The organism is Pseudomonas muyukensis (genome assembly GCF_019139535.1).
Taxonomy (GTDB): domain Bacteria; phylum Pseudomonadota; class Gammaproteobacteria; order Pseudomonadales; family Pseudomonadaceae; genus Aquipseudomonas; species Aquipseudomonas muyukensis.
Genome location: NZ_CP077073.1, coordinates 1,452,518 through 1,471,872, shown reverse-complemented (window position 1 = coordinate 1,471,872; position 19,355 = coordinate 1,452,518). Strand labels below are relative to the sequence as shown.

Sequence of the window (19,355 nt, the reverse complement as noted above, 5' to 3'; positions counted from 1 at the left end):
CGGAGGCGCAGCTAACTGATTCTTTTGGAGAGGCGTTGTGTTTGGGGCTTGCCCCACGATCAGGCAGAGAACAACAAAAACTGCACTTAAAAGCAGCACCTGAACTGATTGGACCGCAAGGTCAGCATCAACTCGGCGACCAAAGCAATCCGTTTGCTCTTCACCCCTGGTTTGGGGGTCGTCCACAAGCTTCAGGCTTCGTGGACAGGGCACTCAACAAAAACAAGAAGCCCGATAAAAAAACAATAAGAGCACGCAACGACTTGATGGGGAGCTTAGGCTCCCCATGTCGTTTCTCCCTTCTGCATTGCCTCTTGGCACACCGCCTACACCATCCCCCGAGTAAATGCTAGAATCCCCGCCCATCATGCGGCCATTCTCCTATCCTTGGCCGAACATTCCTTCAAACAGTGCATCCCATGCTGAAGAAGCTGTTCCAGTCGTTCCGCCCGCCCGTTCGTGGCCAGCACCACAGGCGCACCACGCCTGAAGTGATCAACAAGAGCCAGCACTCGCTGCAACGCAGCCAGTTCAGCCGTCATGCCGTGGGCATCGTCGAGCGCCTGCAGTCGGCCGGTTACCAGGCCTACCTGGTCGGCGGCTGCGTGCGCGACCTGTTGCTTGGCATCAACCCCAAGGACTTCGACGTCGCCACCAGCGCGACGCCCGAACAGGTCCGCGCGGAGTTCCGCAACGCCCGAATCATCGGCCGGCGCTTCAAGCTGGTCCATGTGCATTTCGGTCGCGAGATCATCGAGGTCGCCACCTTCCGTGCCCCGCATTCCGATGAAGACCAGGCCGACAGCCACCGTTCGTCGCACAATGCCAGCGGGCGCATCCTGCGCGACAACGTCTACGGCACCCTGGAAGAAGACGCGCAACGCCGTGACTTCACCATCAACGCCCTGTACTACGACCCGGTCAGCGAGCGCATTCTCGACTACGCCAACGGTGTCCACGACATCCGCAACCGCTTGTTGCGCCTGATCGGCGACCCGACCCAGCGCTACCAGGAAGACCCGGTGCGCATGCTGCGGGCCGTGCGTTTCGCCGCCAAGCTGGACTTCGGCATCGAGAAGCACACCGTGCAGCCGATTCGCCAGCTGGCACCGATGCTGCGCGACATCCCGCCGGCGCGGCTGTTCGAAGAGAGCCTGAAGCTGTTCCTCAACGGGCAGGGTGCGATCACCTTCGAGATGCTGGTCGACCTGGAACTGTTCGAGCCGCTGTTCCCGGCCAGCAGCCACGCCCTGGAAGAGCGCCCGACCTACACCCATACCCTGATCAGCCAGGCCCTGAGCAACACCGACCTGCGCGTCAAGCAGGGCAAGCCGGTGACCCCGGCCTTCCTGTTCGCCGCCTTGCTGTGGCCAGCCCTGCCGGGCCGCGTGCTGCACCTGCAAAGCCAGGGCGTGCCGCCGATCCCGGCCATGAACGGCGCGGCCCACGACCTGATCGCCGAGCAGTGCCAACGCATCGCCATCCCCAAGCGCTTCACCCTGCCGATCCGCGAGATCTGGGACATGCAGGAGCGCCTGCCACGCCGCAGCGGCAAGCGCGCCGACGTGATGCTGGACAACCCGCGCTTCCGCGCCGGCTATGACTTCCTGCTGCTGCGTGAAAGCGCCGGCGAGCAAACCGATGGCCTGGGCCAATGGTGGACCGACTACCAGGACGCCAACGACAGCCAACGGCGCGAGATGATCCGCGAGCTGGGCAGCCGCGACGACGGCGCCAGCAGCAGTGCCGGCCCACGCAAGCGCAAACGCAGCGCTAGCAAGCGCAAGCGTGAAGACGACCAGGCGTGGGATTGAGCATGTCCACCCGCGCCTTCATCGGCCTGGGCAGTAACCTCGACGAGCCTGCCGAGCAACTGCGCAGCGCCCTGCAGGCCCTCGACCTGATCGCCGACACCCGCCTGGCGGCGGCGTCGGCGCTGTACACCAGCGACTCGCTGCTGCCCGGCCAGCCGCGCTACACCAATGCCGTGGCGGCCATCGACACGGCGCTGGCGCCACTGGCGCTGCTCGACGCCTTGCAAGGCATCGAGAACGACCAGGGCCGCGTGCGCCAGGAACGCTGGGGGCCACGCACACTGGACCTCGACATGCTGCTGTTCGGTGACCAGGTCATCGACGTGCCACGCCTGAAAGTGCCCCACTACCACATGCAGGCGCGCCCCTTCGTGCTCTACCCGCTGGCCGAGCTGGTACCGGCCGACTTCCGTCTCGCCGACGGTCGCAGCCTCGCGCAATTGCTTCAGGACTGCCCGTTCGTCGGCCTGGAGCGCCTGTAATTCGGGCGTTCCAGACGGCGGTAACGCCAGTGTCACCCTGACCGTAACAATGCGGTAACACCGCTGGTTGACTTCCCCCACCTCGCTCACGACTATAGGCGTCCCGCGGCGCCACTCTGCCGCAATCACCCATTTAGGCCCGGACCGACCTGTGCCCGAACATCACCGACGATGATGTGCCGCTCCGGAAGATGAATACACGCGTTGTACGCAGTTGTCTTTCACAGCGCCTGAACGAGGATGCCCCTACATGCCTGAAGTAACCCTCACCACCCTGCATGGCCTGAAGGCCAAGGGTGAAAAGATCACCATGCTGACCTGCTATGACGCGACCTTCGCCAAGGCCGCGAGCCAGGCTGGCGTTGAAGTACTGCTGGTAGGCGACTCCCTGGGCATGGTCCTGCAAGGCCATGACAGCACGCTGCCGGTCAGCAACAACGACATGGCCTACCACACCGCCTGCGTCAAGCGCGGCAACGATGGGGCGCTGATCCTCGCCGACCTGCCATTCATGGCCCACGCCACCCCGGAGCAGGCGTTCCTCAACGCCGCCCAGCTGATGCGCGCCGGCGCGCACATGCTCAAGATCGAAGGTGCCGCCTGGCTGGGCGAGACCATTCGCCTGCTGGCCGAGCGTGGCGTGCCGGTGTGCGCGCACATGGGCCTGACCCCGCAGACCGTCAACGTGCTCGGTGGCTACAAGGTCCAGGGCCGCCAGGAAGCCCAGGCACGGCAGATGCGTGCCGACGCCATCGCCCTGGAGCAGGCCGGCGCCGCCATGCTGCTGCTCGAATGCGTGCCCAGCGAGCTGGCCGCGGAAATCACCCAGGCGGTGAGCATCCCGGTGATCGGCATCGGCGCCGGCAGCGCCACCGATGGCCAGGTCCTGGTGCTGCACGACATGCTCGGCTTGTCGCTGACCGGTCGCGTGCCGAAGTTCGTGAAGAACTTCATGGCCGGCCAGGCAGATATCCACAGCGCGCTTGCCGCCTATGTGCAGGCGGTCAAGGACGTCAGCTTCCCCGGCAGCGAACATGGGTTCAGCGCATGAATACCGTCAAGACCGTTCGTGAACTGCGTGCCGCCGTGGCGCGGGCCCGTGGCGAGGGCAAGCGCATTGGCTTCGTGCCGACCATGGGCAACCTGCACCAGGGCCATGCCGCCCTGGTGACCAAGGCTGCGCAGCGCGCCGACTTCGTGGTCGCCAGCATCTTTGTCAACCCGCTGCAGTTTGGCGCCGGCGAGGACCTGGACAAGTACCCGCGCACCCTCGCCGCCGACCAGGAGCGTCTGCTCCAGGCCGGCTGCCACCTGCTGTTCGCGCCCGGCGTCGAAGAAATGTACCCCGACGGCATGGCCGTGCAGACCCGGGTCAGCGTGCCGCAGTTGTCCGAAGGCCTGTGCGGCGCCAGCCGCCCGGGCCACTTCGAGGGCGTGGCGACGGTGGTCAGCAAGCTGTTCAACATGGTCCAGCCAGACCTTGCCGTGTTCGGCGAGAAGGACTACCAGCAACTGGCGGTGATCCGCGCCATGGTGCGTGACCTGAACATGCCGATCCAGATCATCGGCGAGCCGACCGTGCGCGCCGATGATGGCCTGGCGCTGTCGTCGCGCAATGGCTACCTGAGCCCTGAGCAACGTGCCGCCGCCCCAGCGCTGTACCGTGTGCTGAGCGGCATGGCCGAAGCGATCCGCCGTGGCCAGCGCGACTTCGCGGCGCTGATCGCCGATGGCCAGGCGCAGCTGGACGCGGCGGGGTTGCGCAAGGACTACCTGGAGGTGCGGCATGCGCTCACGCTGCGCCCGGCGCAGGTCGATGACCGTGACCTGGTGGTGATCGCCGCGGCGTACCTGGGTAACACCCGGTTGATCGACAACCTCTACCTGCAGGTCCAGGAACAGACCGTCTGATCGCGCTACCGCAGGAGCCGGCTTGCCGGCGAACACCGGCATGGCCTGGTTCGCCAGCAAGGCTGGCTCCTGCGCGGTGCGCGCAGGATCCCGTGGCCGGTTTGCCGGCCATTGCGGTAACACCCCGGTGACAATTTTTCATCCGCACCACCCGCCTACCCCATTCCCGGTTTGTCCCCAATGCCTATAATGAGCGGCTTGCAACTGGCAACGAATGCCAGTGTCATAGCCTGACCATGCACCAAGGAAACCACCCGCAATGGCGTATTACCGTACCCCCCACGATGTGACGGCACTGCCCGCCTGGCAGGCGCTTCAACAGCACCGCGACGCCATGCAGGGCTTCAGCATGCGCGAAGCCTTCGCCGCCGACGGCAAGCGCTTCGAGCAGTTCTCCTTGAGCAGCTGCGGCCTGTTCCTCGACTACTCGAAAAACCTGATCACCGAGCAGACCCGCGAGCTGCTGGTGAACCTGGCCAAGGAAGTCGACCTGGAAGCCGCCATCCAGTCGATGTTCAGCGGCGAGATCATCAACGCCTCCGAAGGCCGCCCGGTGCTGCACACCGCCCTGCGCCGCCCGGTCGGCGACAAGCTCAGCGTCAACGGCGTCAACGTGATGCCCGACGTGCACAAGGTGCTCAACCAGATCACCGAACTGGTCGGGCGCATCCATGACGGCCTGTGGCGCGGCTATAGCGAAAAACCGATCACCGACGTGGTCAACATCGGCATCGGCGGCTCGTTCCTCGGCCCGGAGCTGGTGTCCGAAGCCCTGCTGCCCTACGCCCAGCGCGGCGTGCGCTGCCACTACCTGGCCAACATCGACGGCAGCGAGTTCCATGAGCTGTCGGCCAAGCTGCGTGCCGAAACCACCCTGTTCATCGTCTCGTCGAAATCGTTCAACACCCTCGAGACCCTGAAGAACGCCATGGCCGCGCGCACCTGGTACCTGGCCCAGGGCGGCTCGGAGGCCGAGCTGTACCGCCACTTCATCGCCGTGTCGAGCAACAAGGCCGCGGCCGTGGCCTTCGGCATCCGCGAAGAGAACATCTTCCCGATGTGGGATTGGGTCGGTGGGCGCTACTCGCTGTGGTCGGCGATCGGCCTGCCGATCGCCCTGGCCATCGGTACCGCCAACTTCAAGGAGCTGCTGTCCGGCGCCTATACCATGGACCAGCACTTCCAGACCGCGCCGTTCGAGAAGAACATGCCGGTGCTGCTGGCCCTGCTCGGGGTGTGGTACGGCAACTTCTGGGGCGCGCGCAGCCACGCGATCCTGCCGTACGACCACTACCTGCGCAACATCACCAAGCACCTGCAGCAGCTGGATATGGAGTCCAACGGCAAGAGCGTGCTGACCGACGGCACCCCGGTGAAGACCGATACTGGCCCGGTGATCTGGGGCGGCGTCGGCTGCAATGGCCAGCATGCCTACCACCAGTTGCTGCACCAGGGCACCCAGCTGATCCCGGCTGACTTCATCGTGCCGGTGGTGAGCTTCAACCCGGTCGCCGACCACCACCAGTGGCTGTATGCCAACTGCCTGTCGCAGAGCCAGGCGCTGATGCTCGGCAAGACCCTCGAGGAAGCCGAGGCCGAACTGCGCGCCAAGGGCCTGAACGAAGCCGACATCGCCAAGCTGGCGCCGCACAAGGTGATCCCGGGCAACCGCCCGAGCAACACCCTGGTGGTCGAGCGCATCAGCCCACGCCGCCTCGGCGCGCTGGTGGCGATGTACGAGCACAAGGTCTTCGTGCAGAGCGTGGTCTGGGGCATCAACGCCTTCGACCAGTGGGGCGTGGAACTGGGCAAGGAGCTGGGCAAGGGCGTGTACCAGCGCCTGGTCGGCGCCCAGGAAGACAACGCCGAGGATGGCTCGACCCAGGGCCTGATCAACTACTTCCGCGGCCGTCACCGCGGCTGATGCCAGATGCCACACCGCCGCTCCTACACACGAACGGCGTGATCCTCAAGGAACACCACCTCTGACTACACTGTCCATCGAATAGCCGTTGCAGTCCCTCGCCCCTAACAAGAGCAGGACCACCGCCATGTTCGATATCCGTGACTTTCCCCAGGCCCTGGCCGTGAGCCAGTCCGCCACCCTCAGCGACGAGGATTACCGTCGCCTCTACCGCCAGTCGGTGGACGATCCCGATACCTTCTGGGCCGATCAGGCCAAGCGCCTGGAGTGGATCAAGCCCTGGTCGAGCGTGCAGCAGTGCGACCTGAAGACTGGCAGTGCCCGCTGGTTCGACGGTGCCCAGTTGAACGTCAGCCATAACTGCATCGACCGCCACCTGGCCACACGTGGCGAACAGACCGCCCTGCTCTGGGAGGGCGATGATCCCAGCGACAGCAAGGCCATCAGCTACCGCGAGCTGCACCGCCAGGTCTGCCGCCTGGCCAACGCATTGAAAGCCCGTGGTGTGAAAAAGGGCGACCGCGTGTGCATCTACATGCCGATGATCCCCGAGGCCGCCTACGCCATGCTCGCCTGCACGCGCATCGGCGCCATCCACTCGGTGGTATTCGGCGGTTTCTCCCCCGATGCCCTGCGCGACCGCATCCTCGACGCCGACTGCCGCACCCTGATCACTGCCGATGAAGGCGTGCGCGGCGGCAAGCGCGTTCCGCTCAAGCAGAACGTCGACAAGGCGCTCACCAGCTGCCCGGCGGTGAGCAGCGTATTGGTGATCAAGCGTACCGGCGCTGATGTGGCCTGGCGCGACGGGCGCGACCTCTGGTACCACGAAGTGACGGAAAAGGCCGCTGACGACTGCCCCGCCGAACCGATGAACGCCGAGGATCCGCTGTTCATCCTCTACACCTCGGGCAGCACCGGTAAACCCAAGGGCGTGCTGCACAGCACCGCCGGCTACCTGCTGCAGGCGAGCATGACCTTCAAGACGGTCTTCGACTACCGCGACGGCGAGGTGTTCTGGTGCACCGCCGACGTCGGCTGGGTGACCGGCCACAGCTATATCGTCTACGGCCCGCTGGCCAACGGCGCGATCTCGCTGATGTTCGAAGGCGTGCCGAACTACCCCGACACCTCGCGCTTCTGGCAGGTGGTCGACAAGCACCGGGTGAACATCTTCTACACCGCGCCCACGGCCCTGCGTGCGCTGATGCGCGAGGGTGACGAGCCCTTGCAGGGCACCTCGCGCCAGAGCCTGCGCCTGCTCGGCAGCGTCGGCGAGCCGATCAACCCGGAGGCCTGGGAATGGTATTTCGAAGCCGTCGGAAAAAAACGCTGCCCTATTGTCGACACCTGGTGGCAGACCGAAACCGGCGGCATCATGCTCAGCCCCCTCCCCGGCACGCCACGGCTCAAGCCGGGCTGCGCCACCCAGCCGATGTTCGGTGTGCAACCGGTACTGCTGGACGACAAAGGCAAGCTGATCGAAGGCCCCGGCGCCGGCCTGCTGGCGATCAAGGCCAGCTGGCCGGGGCAGATCCGCAGCGTCTATGGCGACCACCAGCGCATGGTCGACACCTACTTCAAACCTTTCCCCGGGTACTACTTCACCGGTGACGGCGCTCGCCGCGACGCCGATGGCGACTACTGGATCACCGGCCGCATCGACGATGTGATCAATGTGTCCGGCCACCGCATCGGCACCGCCGAGGTGGAGAGCGCCCTGGTGCTGCACGACAGCGTTGCCGAGGCGGCCGTGGTCGGTTACCCACATGACCTCAAGGGCCAGGGTGTGTATGCCTTCGTCACCCCCATGAACGGCGTCGAAGCGGACGACGCGCTCAAGGCCGAACTGCTGGCCCTGGTCAGCAAGGAGATCGGCAGCTTCGCCAAACCTGAACTGATCCAGTGGGCGCCCGCCCTGCCCAAGACCCGTTCGGGCAAGATCATGCGGCGCATCCTGCGCAAGATTGCCTGCAACGAACTGGACAACTTGGGCGACACCTCGACCCTCGCCGACCCGAGCGTGGTCCAGGGCCTGATCGACAAGCGCCTGAACCAATAGATAGCTGCGCAGGACGGCCTCCACCGGCCGTCCTGCGGCGAATTGACATATCGGAAAATACCGATATTATCGTGCCATGGAACTGCTCGACGTATTCAAGGCACTCTCGAACCGCACCCGCCTCGAGATCCTCAAAGGCCTGAAAGACCCGGTGAAACACTTTCCGCCACAGGACGAAGGTGACGTTCACACCGTGGGTGTCTGTGTGAGCAGTATCCAGGAAGGCGTCGGGCTGTCGCAGTCAACGGTCTCCGACTACCTGGCCACCCTGCAGCGTGCAGGCCTGGTCGAGGTCCGCCGAATAGGTCAGTGGACCTACTACAAGCGCAACGAAGCGGCTATCAGCGTCCTTGCGGAGCTGATCGGGAGTGAACTCTAAGGTCTTCTTCCATTTCAATATATCGACTTTTCCCGATATCCCGTTTTAACGAAAAGAGCAATCATCGAGGTGCCAGGGCGCCCAGGAACGCAATAGCAGTGTCATTACACGTCAACACATCGATATTTCCCGATATCCCTTTTTACCGAAGCGAGGAACTACCATGAAAGCATTGATACTGGACGCCTTTGGCGGACCGGACGCGTTCGCCTATCGCGATGTCGCCAAACCGGTGCCACAGGCCGGGCAGGTGCTGGTCCGGGTGCATGCCACCTCCATCAACCCGCTGGACTACCAGGTTCGCCGTGGTGACTATCCCGACCTGGTGCCGCTGCCGGCCATTACCGGGCACGATGTCTCCGGCGTCGTCGAAGCCGTCGGACCTGGCGTGACGGCGTTCCGGCCCGGCGACGAGGTGTGGTACACCCCACAGATCTTCGAAGGCTCGGGCAGCTACGCCGAGTACCATGTCGCCGCCGAAGGCATTGTCGGCCTGAAGCCGCCGTCGCTGAGCCATCTCGAGGCGGCAAGCCTGAGCCTGGTCGGCGGTACGGCCTGGGAGGCGTTGGTGGTCCGCGCAGCGCTCAGGGTGGGCGAGAGCATCCTCGTGCACGGCGGTGCCGGAGGTGTCGGCCACGTGGCGATCCAGCTGGCCAAGGCGATGGGCGCCAGGGTCTTCACCACGGTGCGCGCAGCGAACGGCGAATTCGTGCGGCGCATGGGCGCCGATGTGGTCATCGACCATGAACGCCAGGACTATGTCGACGTCATCCAGGAGGAAACAGCAGGCCGCGGTGTCGATGTGGTGTTCGACACCATCGGCGGCGATGCCTTGTCTCGCAGCCCGGACGCCCTGGCGCAGTTGGGGCGCGTGGTCTCGATCGTGGACATCGCGCAACCGCAGAACCTCATTCAGGCCTGGGGCAAGAACGCGAGCTACCACTTCGTCTTCACCCGGCAGCTGCGCGGCAAGCTCGATGAGCTCAGTGCCCTGGTCGAGCGCGGGCAACTGCGTCCACACGTGGGCGCCATCTATCCGCTTGCCGAGGTTGCCCACGCCCATGCCCGCCTGCAAAGCCCCAACAACGGCCTGCAAGGGAAGATCGCCATTGCCGTCGTGCCTGCGCCCGAACGTGCCTGCGCTTGACGCGCCCATTACCCCGTTCGATCCGGAGAACCGCCATGATCTACGAAATCGCCATACTCCCCATCCGCCAGGCGCGCATCGAAAGCTTCAGGCACGCCTTCGCCGAAGTCGCCCCGCTGCTCAGCCGGGCCAAAGGGCACATCAGCCACCTGCTCGCGCAGGGGGTCGAGAGCCCCCATCAGTTCAACCTGATCGTGCACTGGCACTCGCTCGAGGATCACTCGCCTGGTTTCGAAGCAAGCGAAGACCACCAGCGCTTCATGGCCCACCTGGCGCCGTATTTTTCCGAGGAGCCGACGGTTTATCATGTCCAGGGAGGCGCGTTCGAGTCGCCCCCCGCCGGCCCGGCTGATGCCCGGCTGAACGACAAACCTCCAACCCCATAGACGGCCGCCATGGCGGCCAGCACAGGTCGCCATGGAAGCCCTACGTCGTCGCATCGAAACCCAGGTCATGAGCCTCACCGGGCTGGCCCTCGGCCAGCTCGACCTGGAGTCGCCCAAGGGCGATCCCGGCCTGTTCGGCCCCGACAGCCTCAGTTGGCAGGTGCATGGCGACTTTCCCAGCATGCTGGTGGGCGGCATCAGCGCCTTGCTCCTGCAATTGCTGCACCCTCTGGCCCTGGCCGGGGTATGGGACCATTCGAACTTTCGCGGCGACCTGCTGGGGCGCCTGCGCCGCACCAGCCAGTTCATCTCTGGCACCACCTTCGGTTCGACCCGGGATGCCGAGTGGCTGATCGACAAGGTGCGCACCCTCCACCTCAAGGTGGCCGGCACCGCCCCCGACGGCCGTCCCTACGCCGCCAGCGACCCCGAGCTGCTGACCTGGGTGCACGTGGCCGAGGTCAGCAGCTTCCTCGCTGCCCACCTGCGCTATCGCAACCCGCACCTGCCAAGGGCCAGCCAGGATGCCTACTACGCCGAGATCGCCCTGGTCGCCGAACGCCTCGGCGCCCGCGACATCCCAAGCTGCTGCGCCGAGATCGAGGCCTACCTGCAGCGCATGCGCCCGCAACTGCGCTGTGACGCCCGCAGCCTGGAGGTGGTCGACATCCTGCTCAAGGCCCCAGCGCCCAGCCGCCTGGCACAGCCAGTGGGCAAGCTGATGCTCGCGGCTGGCATCGACCTGCTGCCCGATTGGGCCAGCGCCATGCTCGACTTGCAGCAAGGGCCATTGCAGCGGCGCATGGTGCGCCTGGGCCTGATGAATACCGCGCCGATGCTGCGCTGGGCCATGCGCGACGGTTCGGCGCACCGTGCGCGACGGCGCATGGGCCTGGAATGAGGTATTTTGGTCGCCTCATCGGAACCGATTTAACGTGCCATACTCCAAGCACTCCAGCCTGATACAGACGAAGCGACACATGCCCAAAGGATTGACCCGCGCCCTCGGCGCCCTGCTGGCCCTCGTGGCCCTGTACAGCCTGCTCGGCTTTCTCATTCTCCCTGGCGTCGCCCTGCGCATCGCCAACCAGCAACTGGCGCAATACGCCACGGTGCCTGCGCACCTGCAACGCATCGAGCTCAACCCGTTCAGCCTCGAGCTGACGCTCTGGGGCCTGCAGATCGGCGAGCCTGGCAAGGAGCAGGTCGGCTTCGAGCGCCTGTATGCCAACCTGTCGTTGGACAGCCTGTGGACCAAGGCCCTGCGCCTGGACGCCGTGGAGCTGGACAAGCCGCGCACCGAGCTGCTGTTCGCCAAGGACGGCAGCCTCAACCTGGCGCAGCTGTTCAAGCTGCCGCCAAGCGAGCCGAAAGCCGATGAGCCGCCCAGCGATCCGTTCCCGGTACGCATTGCCAGCATCAAGCTCAACGAAGGCTACCTGCACTTCGAGGACCTGCGCCCGAGCGAGCCGATCGAGTTCCTCTACGACTCGATGAACCTCGAGCTGAAGAACCTCAGCACCCTGCCCGACGACAACGCCGACATGACCCTGGTGGCCAACGGCCCGGCCGGTGGACGCATCGACTGGAGCGGCACCCTGAGCCTGACGCCGATTGCCTCCGAAGGCACCCTGAAGATCAGCGACGGCAAGATGAAGCTGTTCTGGCCCTACGTGCGCGATGCCGTGCCATTGGTGCTGGAAGACGGCATGGTCAGCCTCGATACCCACTACAAGCTCAACCTGGCCAAGGAGACCGAGCTGCTGCTCGACAACACCTCGGTCCGGGTCGCGCCCTTCGCCATCAAGGCCCCGGACGGCCGCCCGCTGGCGCGCCTGGCCAGCCTCGAGGTGAGCGAGACCTCCATCGACCTGGCCAAGCAGCTGGTCACGGTCGGCAAGATCCGCAGCGAAAAGCTCGAGACCTGGGCCGCCCTGGAAAAAGACGGCCAGCTCGACTGGCAGAAGCTGTTCGCCAGCCAGCCAGACAAGGCCACCCCCAAGGAAAAGGCCGAGCCAGCCACTGCCGAACCGAGCGACCAGGAAAAGGCCGCCGCCACGCCAAGCAAGCCCTGGCAGGTGCTGCTCAAGGACGTACAGGCGCGCAACTACATGGTGCACCTGGCCGACCGTAGCCAGAAGGAACCGGTGGCGCTGGATGTCGGCCCGCTGAACCTCGACTTGCAGAACTTCGACAGCCTCAACCAGTCGCCCTTCACCCTCAAGCTCGACACCGGGGTGGGCAAGCAGGGCAAGCTGCAAGCTGCCGGCCAGGTCAACCTGGCCCCGGTGACCGCCAAGCTCGAGGTCGCCACCCGCGATATCGACCTGCGCGTGGCCCAGGCCTACATCAGCCCGTTCATCCGCCTCGAGTTGCGCAGCGGCATGCTCTCCAGCGACCTCAAGGTCGACCTCAAGAGCACCGAGCCGCTGGCCTTCAGCATCACCGGCAAGGCCCAGGCCAGCCAGTTGCATACCCTGGATACCATCAAGAACCGCGACTTCGTCAAATGGCAGCAGGTCAACGTCGATGGCCTGGCGTACGTGCACGGCGACGCCCTGTCGATCGACAAGGTGACCCTGCTGCAGCCCTATGCGCGCTTCATCATCAACGAAGACCGCACCACCAACGTCGACGACCTGCTGATCCCACAGCCCGCCGACAAGCCTGCCCCGGCCACGAGCAAACCAGCTGCCGCCGGCAGCGGCAAGGAGCTGGGTATCCATATCGGCCAGATCAGCATCAACGACGGTTCGGCCAACTTCGCCGACCTGACCCTGACGCCGAACTTCGCCACCGCCGTGCAACAACTCAACGGCCAGATCGGCACCATCGACAACCGCAAGCCGATGCCGGCCAAGGTGGATATCAAGGGCAAGGTCGACCGCTATGCGCCGGTGACCATCAAGGGGGCGCTCAATCCGTTCGACCCGATGGCCAGCCTGGATATCGCCACCAGCTTCAAGCGCGTCGAACTGACCACCCTGACGCCCTACTCGGGCAAGTTCGCGGGTTTGCGCATCCGCAAGGGCCGCCTGAACCTCGACCTGCACTACCTGATCACCAATGGCCAGCTCAAGGCCGAGAACAAGGTGGTGGTCGAACAGTTGCAGCTGGGTGAGAAGGTCGACAGCCCGGACGCGGTGGACCTGCCGATCCGCCTGGCGGTGGCATTGCTCAAGGACACCGAAGGCAAGATCTCCATCGAGCTGCCGGTATCGGGCGATCTCAACAACCCGCAGTTCAGCGTGATGCCGATTGTCTGGCAGACCCTGCGCAACCTGGTGTTGCGCGCGGCCCAGGCGCCGTTCAAGCTGCTTGGCGGGCTGGTCTCGGGCGGAGGTTCGCAAGACCTGGGCAACGTCTCGTTCGCCGCCGGCTCCAGCGACCTGACCCCCGAGGTGCAATCGTCCCTCGACAAGCTGGCCTCGGCGCTCAAGGAGCGCCCAGAGCTGCGCCTGGAGATCGAAGGCACCGCCGCGCAAAGCAGCGACGGCCCGCTGATCGCCCAGCAGCGCCTGGAACGCGAATACCAGGCCACCTGGTACAAGATCCTGCAACGCCGTGGCGACAAGGTTCCGGCCAACGCCTCGTTGCTGGTGATCGACGACAGCGACAAACCGCCGATGCTCGAAGGCATCTACCGTAACCGCCTCAAGCAGCAGCCGCCCGCCGAGTGGGAAAAGCTCGGCCGCGACGAGCGCACCGCCAAGCTGCGCGAGGCGGTGATCACGTCCTGGGCGCAGAGCGCCGTGTTGCTGCGCAACCTTGGCCAGGCGCGTGCCAGCAGCATCAAGGATTACCTGGTGGACAAGGGGCAGCTTGAGGATGACCGGGTGTACTTCATCGACACCAACCTCGGTCAGGCCGAAAGCGACGGGCGCGTGGTGACGCCGATGCACCTGGATGCCGAGTAGGTATCCGATCCGCGTTCGCCTGTAGGAGCCAGCCTTGCTGGCGAAGCAGGCACCGGCCAAGCCGGTGTTCGCCGGCAAGGCCGGCTCCTACAGCATTCCCTCAGGCCAGCCGCTGCCCCGACACCGCCGGGTGATACAGCGGCTGCACCTTGTTCCCCGCCGGATCCAGCAAATGGAAGCTGCGCGCGCCATCGCCATGGTTGAACGGACGATCCAGCAAGGTCACCCCACGGGCCTTGAAGTACTGGTACCAGGCCTCCAGTTCCTCGACGCTGTCGACAATGAAGCCATAGTGATCCAGGGTCTGCAGCCCATTGGCCGCCCCTGCCCCGCGCCCCAGCGACAGGTTGTCGTTGCCGCAGGTCAGGTACACCAGGTCTTCGTTGGCCCGGTTCAGCACCTCCATGCCCAGCACATCGACATAGAAACGCTCGCACTCCTCCAGGTTGGGGACCAACAGGGCAATGTGACGCAGGCCATTCAAGCGACCAGGACGCACAGGTAGATCGGACATGGGCAAGGCTCCTTTTTTGTATACAATTCTACTGTGAATTTAAAACAAAAGGAGCACCCTGTGTATAGCCTGTTTATCAAGACCCGCGTCAAACCCGGCAGTGCCGATGCCTTCCTGAGCGCCATCCAGGCCAATGCCGCCGCCTCGGTGGCCACCGAGCCGGGCTGCCTGGTGTTCGATGTAGCGCAGGACCGGGATGACCCCGACGTGATTTACTTGTACGAGATCTACCAGGACGATGCCGCGTACGACGCCCATACCCAGACCGCGCATTTTCGCGACAGTCGGCCATTGGTGGAGCCGTTGATTGTCGAGCAGGTGTGCTTCGAGGGCGATGTGGTCGCGTGTAATCCGCAGCGGTGAGAGTGTTGAGGCGGGCATGCACAAAAACCCCGGCAGATGCCGGGGCTTTTGCTTGAAGGGGTGGCCAACTCCTTTTGGCCGACGGGACATTCCTTATTCAGACTTCAGGCCATCCGCCGAGACGGCCTGCACGCCTTTGATCTTCTTGGCGATGGCCACTGCCATCTCTTTCTGCGCATCGGTGATGGCCACGTCCGAGGACAGCGACACTACACCCTTGTTGGTTTCGACCTTGATGTCACTGCCTGGCACGCCTTTCTCGGTCATCAGGTCAGCCTTCACCTTGGTGGTGATCCAGGTGTCGGAAGTGGCTTCCTTGGCTTTGGTCACCTCACCGGCCGCAAGCGTCATCGGGGCCTGGGTGGACTGGGCAGCGAAAGCTGCGTTGGCCATGGTCAGGGTCAGAGCGGTAGCAGTAGCGGCAGCAATGGCGAACTTCTTCATGTGAGTCACTCCTGTTTTTCGAAAGGTCTGCGCCGTGGTTCCTGGCGTCAGGTAGGAGTGATGTTGCAGGGGCTGTGCCAGTTTTTTCGTTTCGCTTGATTCCTTATAAATCAATAACTTAGCTAGATTCCAAAATACTTGGCGTCGTGCATTTTGCAAGCTGCGGCGCAAACCTGAATGCAAGATGCAAGGCCAAAACCCCGTAGGAGCCGGCTTGCCGGCGAACCAATCGTCGCGCCGCCTGCTTCGCCAGCCCTGCGGGGGCCGCGGCAGGCCAAAAAAAAGGACCCCGAAGGGTCCTTCTTCAGCCGCTCAGGGCTTAGACACCGGATGCCTTGGCGGCAGCGACGTCCTTGATCGACAGCTTGATACGGCCGCGGTTGTCCACGTCCAGTACCAGCACTTCGACTTCCTGGCCTTCCTTCAGCACGTCGGTGACTTTCTCGACGCGAGCATCGCTCAGCATGGAGATGTGCACCAGGCCGTCCTTGCCCGGCAGGATGTTGACGAAGGCGCCGAAATCGACGATGCGCTCGACCTTGCCGACGTAGATCTTGCCGATCTCGGCCTCGGCGGTGATGCCCAGGATGCGCTGCTTGGCAGCATCCGCCGCTTCCTTGGTTTCGCCGAAGATCTTGATCGAACCGTCGTCTTCGATGTCGATCGAAGCCTTGGTCTCTTCGCAGATGGCGCGGATGGTGGCGCCGCCTTTGCCGATGACGTCACGGATCTTGTCGGTGTCGATCTTCATCGCGATCATGGTCGGGGCGTTGGCCGACAGCTCGGTACGCGACTCGCCGATGATCTGGTTCATCTGGCCGAGGATGTTCAGGCGCGCTTCCAGGGCCTGGCCCAGGGCGATTTCCATGATCTCTTCGGTGATGCCGTTGATCTTGATGTCCATCTGCAGCGCGGTAACGCCTTTGGCGGTACCGGCTACCTTGAAGTCCATGTCGCCGAGGTGGTCTTCGTCACCGAGGATGTCGGTCAGGACGGCGAACTTGTCACCTTCCTTGACCAGGCCCATGGCGATACCGGCAACCGGGGCTTTCATCGGCACACCGGCGTCCATCAGGGCCAGCGAAGCGCCACAGACCGAAGCCATGGAGCTGGAACCGTTGGATTCGGTGATTTCCGAGACCACGCGGATGGTGTACGGGAACACGTCGGCGGCCGGCAGCATGGCCTGGACCGAACGGCGGGCCAGACGGCCGTGACCGATTTCACGACGACCGGCACCGCCCATGCGGCCACACTCGCCCACCGAGAACGGCGGGAAGTTGTAGTGCAGCATGAAGGGGTCTTTCTTCTCGCCTTCGAGGGTGTCCAGCAGCTGGGCGTCACGGGCGGTACCCAGGGTCGCGACGACCAGGGCCTGGGTTTCGCCACGGGTGAACAGGGCCGAGCCGTGGGTCTTGGGCAGCACACCGACTTCGATGTTCAGCGGACGCACGGTCTTGGTGTCACGGCCGTCGATACGTGGCTTGCCGTTGACGATGTTTTCGCGAACGGTGCGGTATTCGATCTCGCCGAAGATGTCTTTGACTTCGCCGGCCGATGGCTGGCCTTCTTCTCCGGAGAACTTGGCAACGGCCTGGTCGCGCAGCTCGCCCAGACGCGCGTAGCGGTCGGCCTTGACGGTGATGGTGTAGCCCTGCGACACCGCTTCGCCGAATTCGGCGCGGATGGCGTTGAACAGCTCGGTGTTGGCAACGGCAGGCTTCCAGTCCCAAGTCGGCTTGGCGGCTTCGGCAGCCAGCTCCTTGACCGCCTTGATGACGGCCTGGAATTCGTCGTGGGCGAACAGGACGGCGCCCAGCATCTGGTCTTCGGTCAGCTCTTGGGCTTCCGATTCAACCATCAGTACGGCGGACTCGGTACCGGCGACGACCATGTCCAGGCTCGAGGCAGCCAGTTGCTCGTAGGTCGGGTTCAGCAGGTAGCCGGTGCTTTCGTGGAAGGCGACGCGGGCTGCGCCGATCGGGCCTTCGAACGGAATGCCGGAAATGGCCAGGGCAGCCGAGGTACCGATCATCGCAGCGATGTCCGGATCGGTCTTCTTGCTGGTGGAGACGACGGTGCAGACAACCTGCACTTCGTTCATGAAGCCTTCTGGGAACAGCGGGCGGATCGGACGGTCGATCAGGCGCGAGGTCAGGGTTTCCTTCTCGGAAGGACGGCCTTCACGCTTGAAGAAACCACCAGGGATCTTGCCGGCGGCGTAGGTCTTTTCCTGGTAGTGCACGGACAGCGGGAAGAAGCCCTTGCCCGGATCGGCTTGCTTGGCACCGACCACGGTCACCAGCACGGTGACATCGTTGTCGACGGTGACCAGCACGGCGCCGGTGGCCTGACGGGCAATGCGGCCCGTTTCGAGAGTAACGGTCGATTGACCGAACTGGAACGTCTTGATTACCGGGTTCACGGTTTCCTACCTTTTTCAGTGGCTCTTGGGGGAACTGGTTCTTGCGAATTCTTGGGCAGTACGGGGAATCGGCCCCATCGACCGTCCAGATACAACACGAGGCTGGGAGCCTGGCGCCGAGCGGATGAACCGCTCGGCAGACCAGGCTGCCAACCTCGCAGATCGCGCGGCGTGTCCAACGGCAGGGCTGCCAGGCAGCCTTGCCGAGGAATGCGACACGCCATGCAACACCACTGGCCAGGCCGCTATTAGCGACGCAGGCCCAGGCGACCGATCAGGGCGCTGTAACGAGTGGTGTCCTTGCCCTTCAGGTAGTCCAGCAGCTTACGACGCTGGTTGACCATACGGATCAGACCACGACGGGAGTGGTGGTCTTTTTCGTTGGCCTTGAAGTGGCCTTGCAGCTTGTTGATGTTGAAGGTCAGCAGAGCAACCTGTACTTCCGGGCTACCGGTGTCGCCGGCGGCTTGCTGATAGTCTGCAACGATCTGAGCTTTTTCTTCGACGCTGAGGGCCATTTGGCTTCTCCTGATAAACGGATCCCGCGAACGGTCTCCAATAGGCCAGGGACAAGTCCCCGTATTAATAAGAAGAGGTGTGACCGTGCCTAATAACAGCCACCCTCGAGTCCACCGGTTTCAGCCGAAGCCTGCACCGATGGTTCCGGTCATTCCGACCGAATCAGTCGACGCGGCGCAATGCGCCCGTCCTCGCTCACCTCACCGATACCGATGAAGCGATTGTTGTGATCCTGTACCCGGACCATGCCGAACTGTGGCGCATCCGGGGCGCGTACCGCCTGGCCATGCAGCCAGTAGAACGCGCTGTGCTCGGAAAGCACCACCAGGGGCCAGTCCTGCAGGCCGCTGTCCGAGGGCATCAGGAAGCGATCGAGCGCTTCGTTGCCACCTTCGGCGTGGGCCTGTTCGAGTTCCTCGAGCGTCACGGTCTGTGCCAGCGCGAAGGGCCCGGCCTGGGTCCGGCGCAGTTCGGCAACGTAGGCACCACAGCCCAACGCCTCACCGATATCCTCCACCAGGGTGCGGATATAGGTGCCTTTGCTGCAACCCACCGACAGGCGCGCACGGGTGCCTTCGCACTCGAGCAACTCCAAGCGGCCAATAGTAACAGAACGCGCCTCGCGCTCCACTACCTCTCCTGCACGCGCCAGTTTATACAGTGGCTGGCCATCGCGCTTGAGGGCCGAGTACATCGGCGGTACCTGCTTGATTTCACCCCGAAAACGCGGAATCACCGCTTCGATGTCGGCGCGACCAACGGTCACTTCCCGGGTTTGCAGCACTTCGCCCTCGGCGTCCGCCGTGGTCGTGGTCTGCCCCATCTGCATGACCGTTTCATAGCCCTTGTCGGAATCGAGCAAGTACTGGGAAAACTTGGTCGCCTCGCCGAAGCACAGCGGCAGCACGCCACTGGCCAAGGGGTCGAGGCTGCCGGTGTGGCCGGCCTTCTCGGCATTGAGCAGCCAGCGAACTTTCTGCAGCGCGGCGTTGGAGGTGAACCCCAGCGGCTTGTCGAGCAGGATGATGCCGCTGACGTTGCGGCGGATACGTTTGACCTGGGCCACCG

The 19,355-nt window shown here is 64.1% G+C and carries 17 protein-coding genes; 12 read left to right on the top strand and 5 right to left on the bottom strand.

What is annotated here, in order from left to right:
* The first annotated feature begins 419 nt into the window (after positions 1-419).
* The 11 genes from KSS95_RS06615 to KSS95_RS06565 all read left to right on the top strand — a co-directional run bounded on the left by KSS95_RS06615 (position 420) and on the right by KSS95_RS06565 (position 14,022).
* Positions 420-1,814 carry a polynucleotide adenylyltransferase PcnB gene (locus KSS95_RS06615; RefSeq protein WP_217852685.1) on the top strand — a complete coding sequence of 465 codons (1,395 nt, stop codon included), beginning with the start codon at positions 420-422 and terminating at the stop codon, positions 1,812-1,814.
* Positions 1,815-1,816: 2 nt separating this feature from the next.
* Positions 1,817-2,296 (top strand): 2-amino-4-hydroxy-6-hydroxymethyldihydropteridine diphosphokinase, encoded by a 480-nt coding sequence (gene folK / locus KSS95_RS06610; RefSeq protein WP_217852683.1) that lies wholly within the window; start codon positions 1,817-1,819, stop codon positions 2,294-2,296.
* A gap of 250 nt (positions 2,297-2,546) precedes the next feature.
* Complete coding sequence (gene panB, locus KSS95_RS06605; RefSeq protein WP_217852681.1) at positions 2,547-3,347, top strand: 3-methyl-2-oxobutanoate hydroxymethyltransferase; 801 nt, start codon at positions 2,547-2,549, stop codon at positions 3,345-3,347.
* Positions 3,344-4,207 (top strand): pantoate--beta-alanine ligase, encoded by an 864-nt coding sequence (panC, locus tag KSS95_RS06600; protein ID WP_217852679.1) that lies wholly within the window; start codon positions 3,344-3,346, stop codon positions 4,205-4,207. Before panB ends, panC begins: the two co-directional genes overlap by 4 nt.
* Positions 4,208-4,466: 259 nt before the next feature.
* The gene (gene pgi / locus KSS95_RS06595; RefSeq protein WP_217852677.1) at positions 4,467-6,131 is read left to right on the top strand and encodes a glucose-6-phosphate isomerase; all 1,665 of its coding nucleotides are present in this window, start codon (positions 4,467-4,469) and stop codon (positions 6,129-6,131) included.
* 127 nt (positions 6,132-6,258) lie between these two features.
* A complete protein-coding gene (gene acs, locus KSS95_RS06590; protein ID WP_217852675.1) occupies positions 6,259-8,193 on the top strand; it encodes an acetate--CoA ligase in 1,935 nt (644 codons plus the stop codon).
* A gap of 76 nt (positions 8,194-8,269) precedes the next feature.
* Positions 8,270-8,572 carry an ArsR/SmtB family transcription factor gene (locus KSS95_RS06585; protein ID WP_217852673.1) on the top strand — a complete coding sequence of 101 codons (303 nt, stop codon included), beginning with the start codon at positions 8,270-8,272 and terminating at the stop codon, positions 8,570-8,572.
* Positions 8,573-8,735: 163 nt separating this feature from the next.
* The gene (locus tag KSS95_RS06580; RefSeq protein WP_217852671.1) at positions 8,736-9,719 is read left to right on the top strand and encodes a zinc-dependent alcohol dehydrogenase family protein; all 984 of its coding nucleotides are present in this window, start codon (positions 8,736-8,738) and stop codon (positions 9,717-9,719) included.
* 35 nt (positions 9,720-9,754) lie between these two features.
* Entirely contained in the window at positions 9,755-10,105 is a 351-nt protein-coding gene (locus KSS95_RS06575; protein WP_217852670.1) for an antibiotic biosynthesis monooxygenase family protein, read from the top strand.
* Between the two features lie 31 nt (positions 10,106-10,136).
* The gene (locus KSS95_RS06570) at positions 10,137-11,006 is read left to right on the top strand and encodes an oxygenase MpaB family protein (RefSeq protein WP_217852669.1); all 870 of its coding nucleotides are present in this window, start codon (positions 10,137-10,139) and stop codon (positions 11,004-11,006) included.
* A gap of 79 nt (positions 11,007-11,085) precedes the next feature.
* The gene (locus KSS95_RS06565; protein ID WP_217852668.1) at positions 11,086-14,022 is read left to right on the top strand and encodes a DUF748 domain-containing protein; all 2,937 of its coding nucleotides are present in this window, start codon (positions 11,086-11,088) and stop codon (positions 14,020-14,022) included.
* 100 nt (positions 14,023-14,122) lie between these two features.
* On the opposite strand, the gene KSS95_RS06560 is transcribed toward KSS95_RS06565, so the two are convergent.
* Positions 14,123-14,536 (bottom strand): VOC family protein, encoded by a 414-nt coding sequence (locus KSS95_RS06560; protein WP_217852666.1) that lies wholly within the window; start codon positions 14,534-14,536, stop codon positions 14,123-14,125.
* Between the two features lie 60 nt (positions 14,537-14,596).
* Here KSS95_RS06560 and KSS95_RS06555 point away from each other — a divergent pair, with 60 nt between their 5' ends.
* Entirely contained in the window at positions 14,597-14,899 is a 303-nt protein-coding gene (locus KSS95_RS06555) for a heme-binding protein (protein WP_217852664.1), read from the top strand.
* A 93-nt stretch (positions 14,900-14,992) separates the two neighbouring features.
* Here the strand turns inward: KSS95_RS06555 and KSS95_RS06550 are convergent, their stop codons facing one another.
* From KSS95_RS06550 to truB, 4 genes are all read right to left on the bottom strand, one after another.
* Positions 14,993-15,343 carry a BON domain-containing protein gene (locus tag KSS95_RS06550; RefSeq protein ID WP_028691248.1) on the bottom strand — a complete coding sequence of 117 codons (351 nt, stop codon included), beginning with the start codon at positions 15,341-15,343 and terminating at the stop codon, positions 14,993-14,995.
* A 319-nt stretch (positions 15,344-15,662) separates the two neighbouring features.
* On the bottom strand, positions 15,663-17,768 hold the full coding sequence (gene pnp, locus KSS95_RS06545) for a polyribonucleotide nucleotidyltransferase (RefSeq protein ID WP_134691570.1): 2,106 nt from the start codon (positions 17,766-17,768) through the stop codon (positions 15,663-15,665).
* 248 nt (positions 17,769-18,016) lie between these two features.
* A complete protein-coding gene (rpsO, locus tag KSS95_RS06540) occupies positions 18,017-18,286 on the bottom strand; it encodes a 30S ribosomal protein S15 (protein WP_023629335.1) in 270 nt (89 codons plus the stop codon).
* Between the two features lie 149 nt (positions 18,287-18,435).
* Positions 18,436-19,353, bottom strand: coding sequence for a tRNA pseudouridine(55) synthase TruB (truB, locus tag KSS95_RS06535; RefSeq protein WP_217852663.1), 918 nt, complete (start codon positions 19,351-19,353; stop codon positions 18,436-18,438).
* Positions 19,354-19,355: the final 2 nt, after the last annotated feature.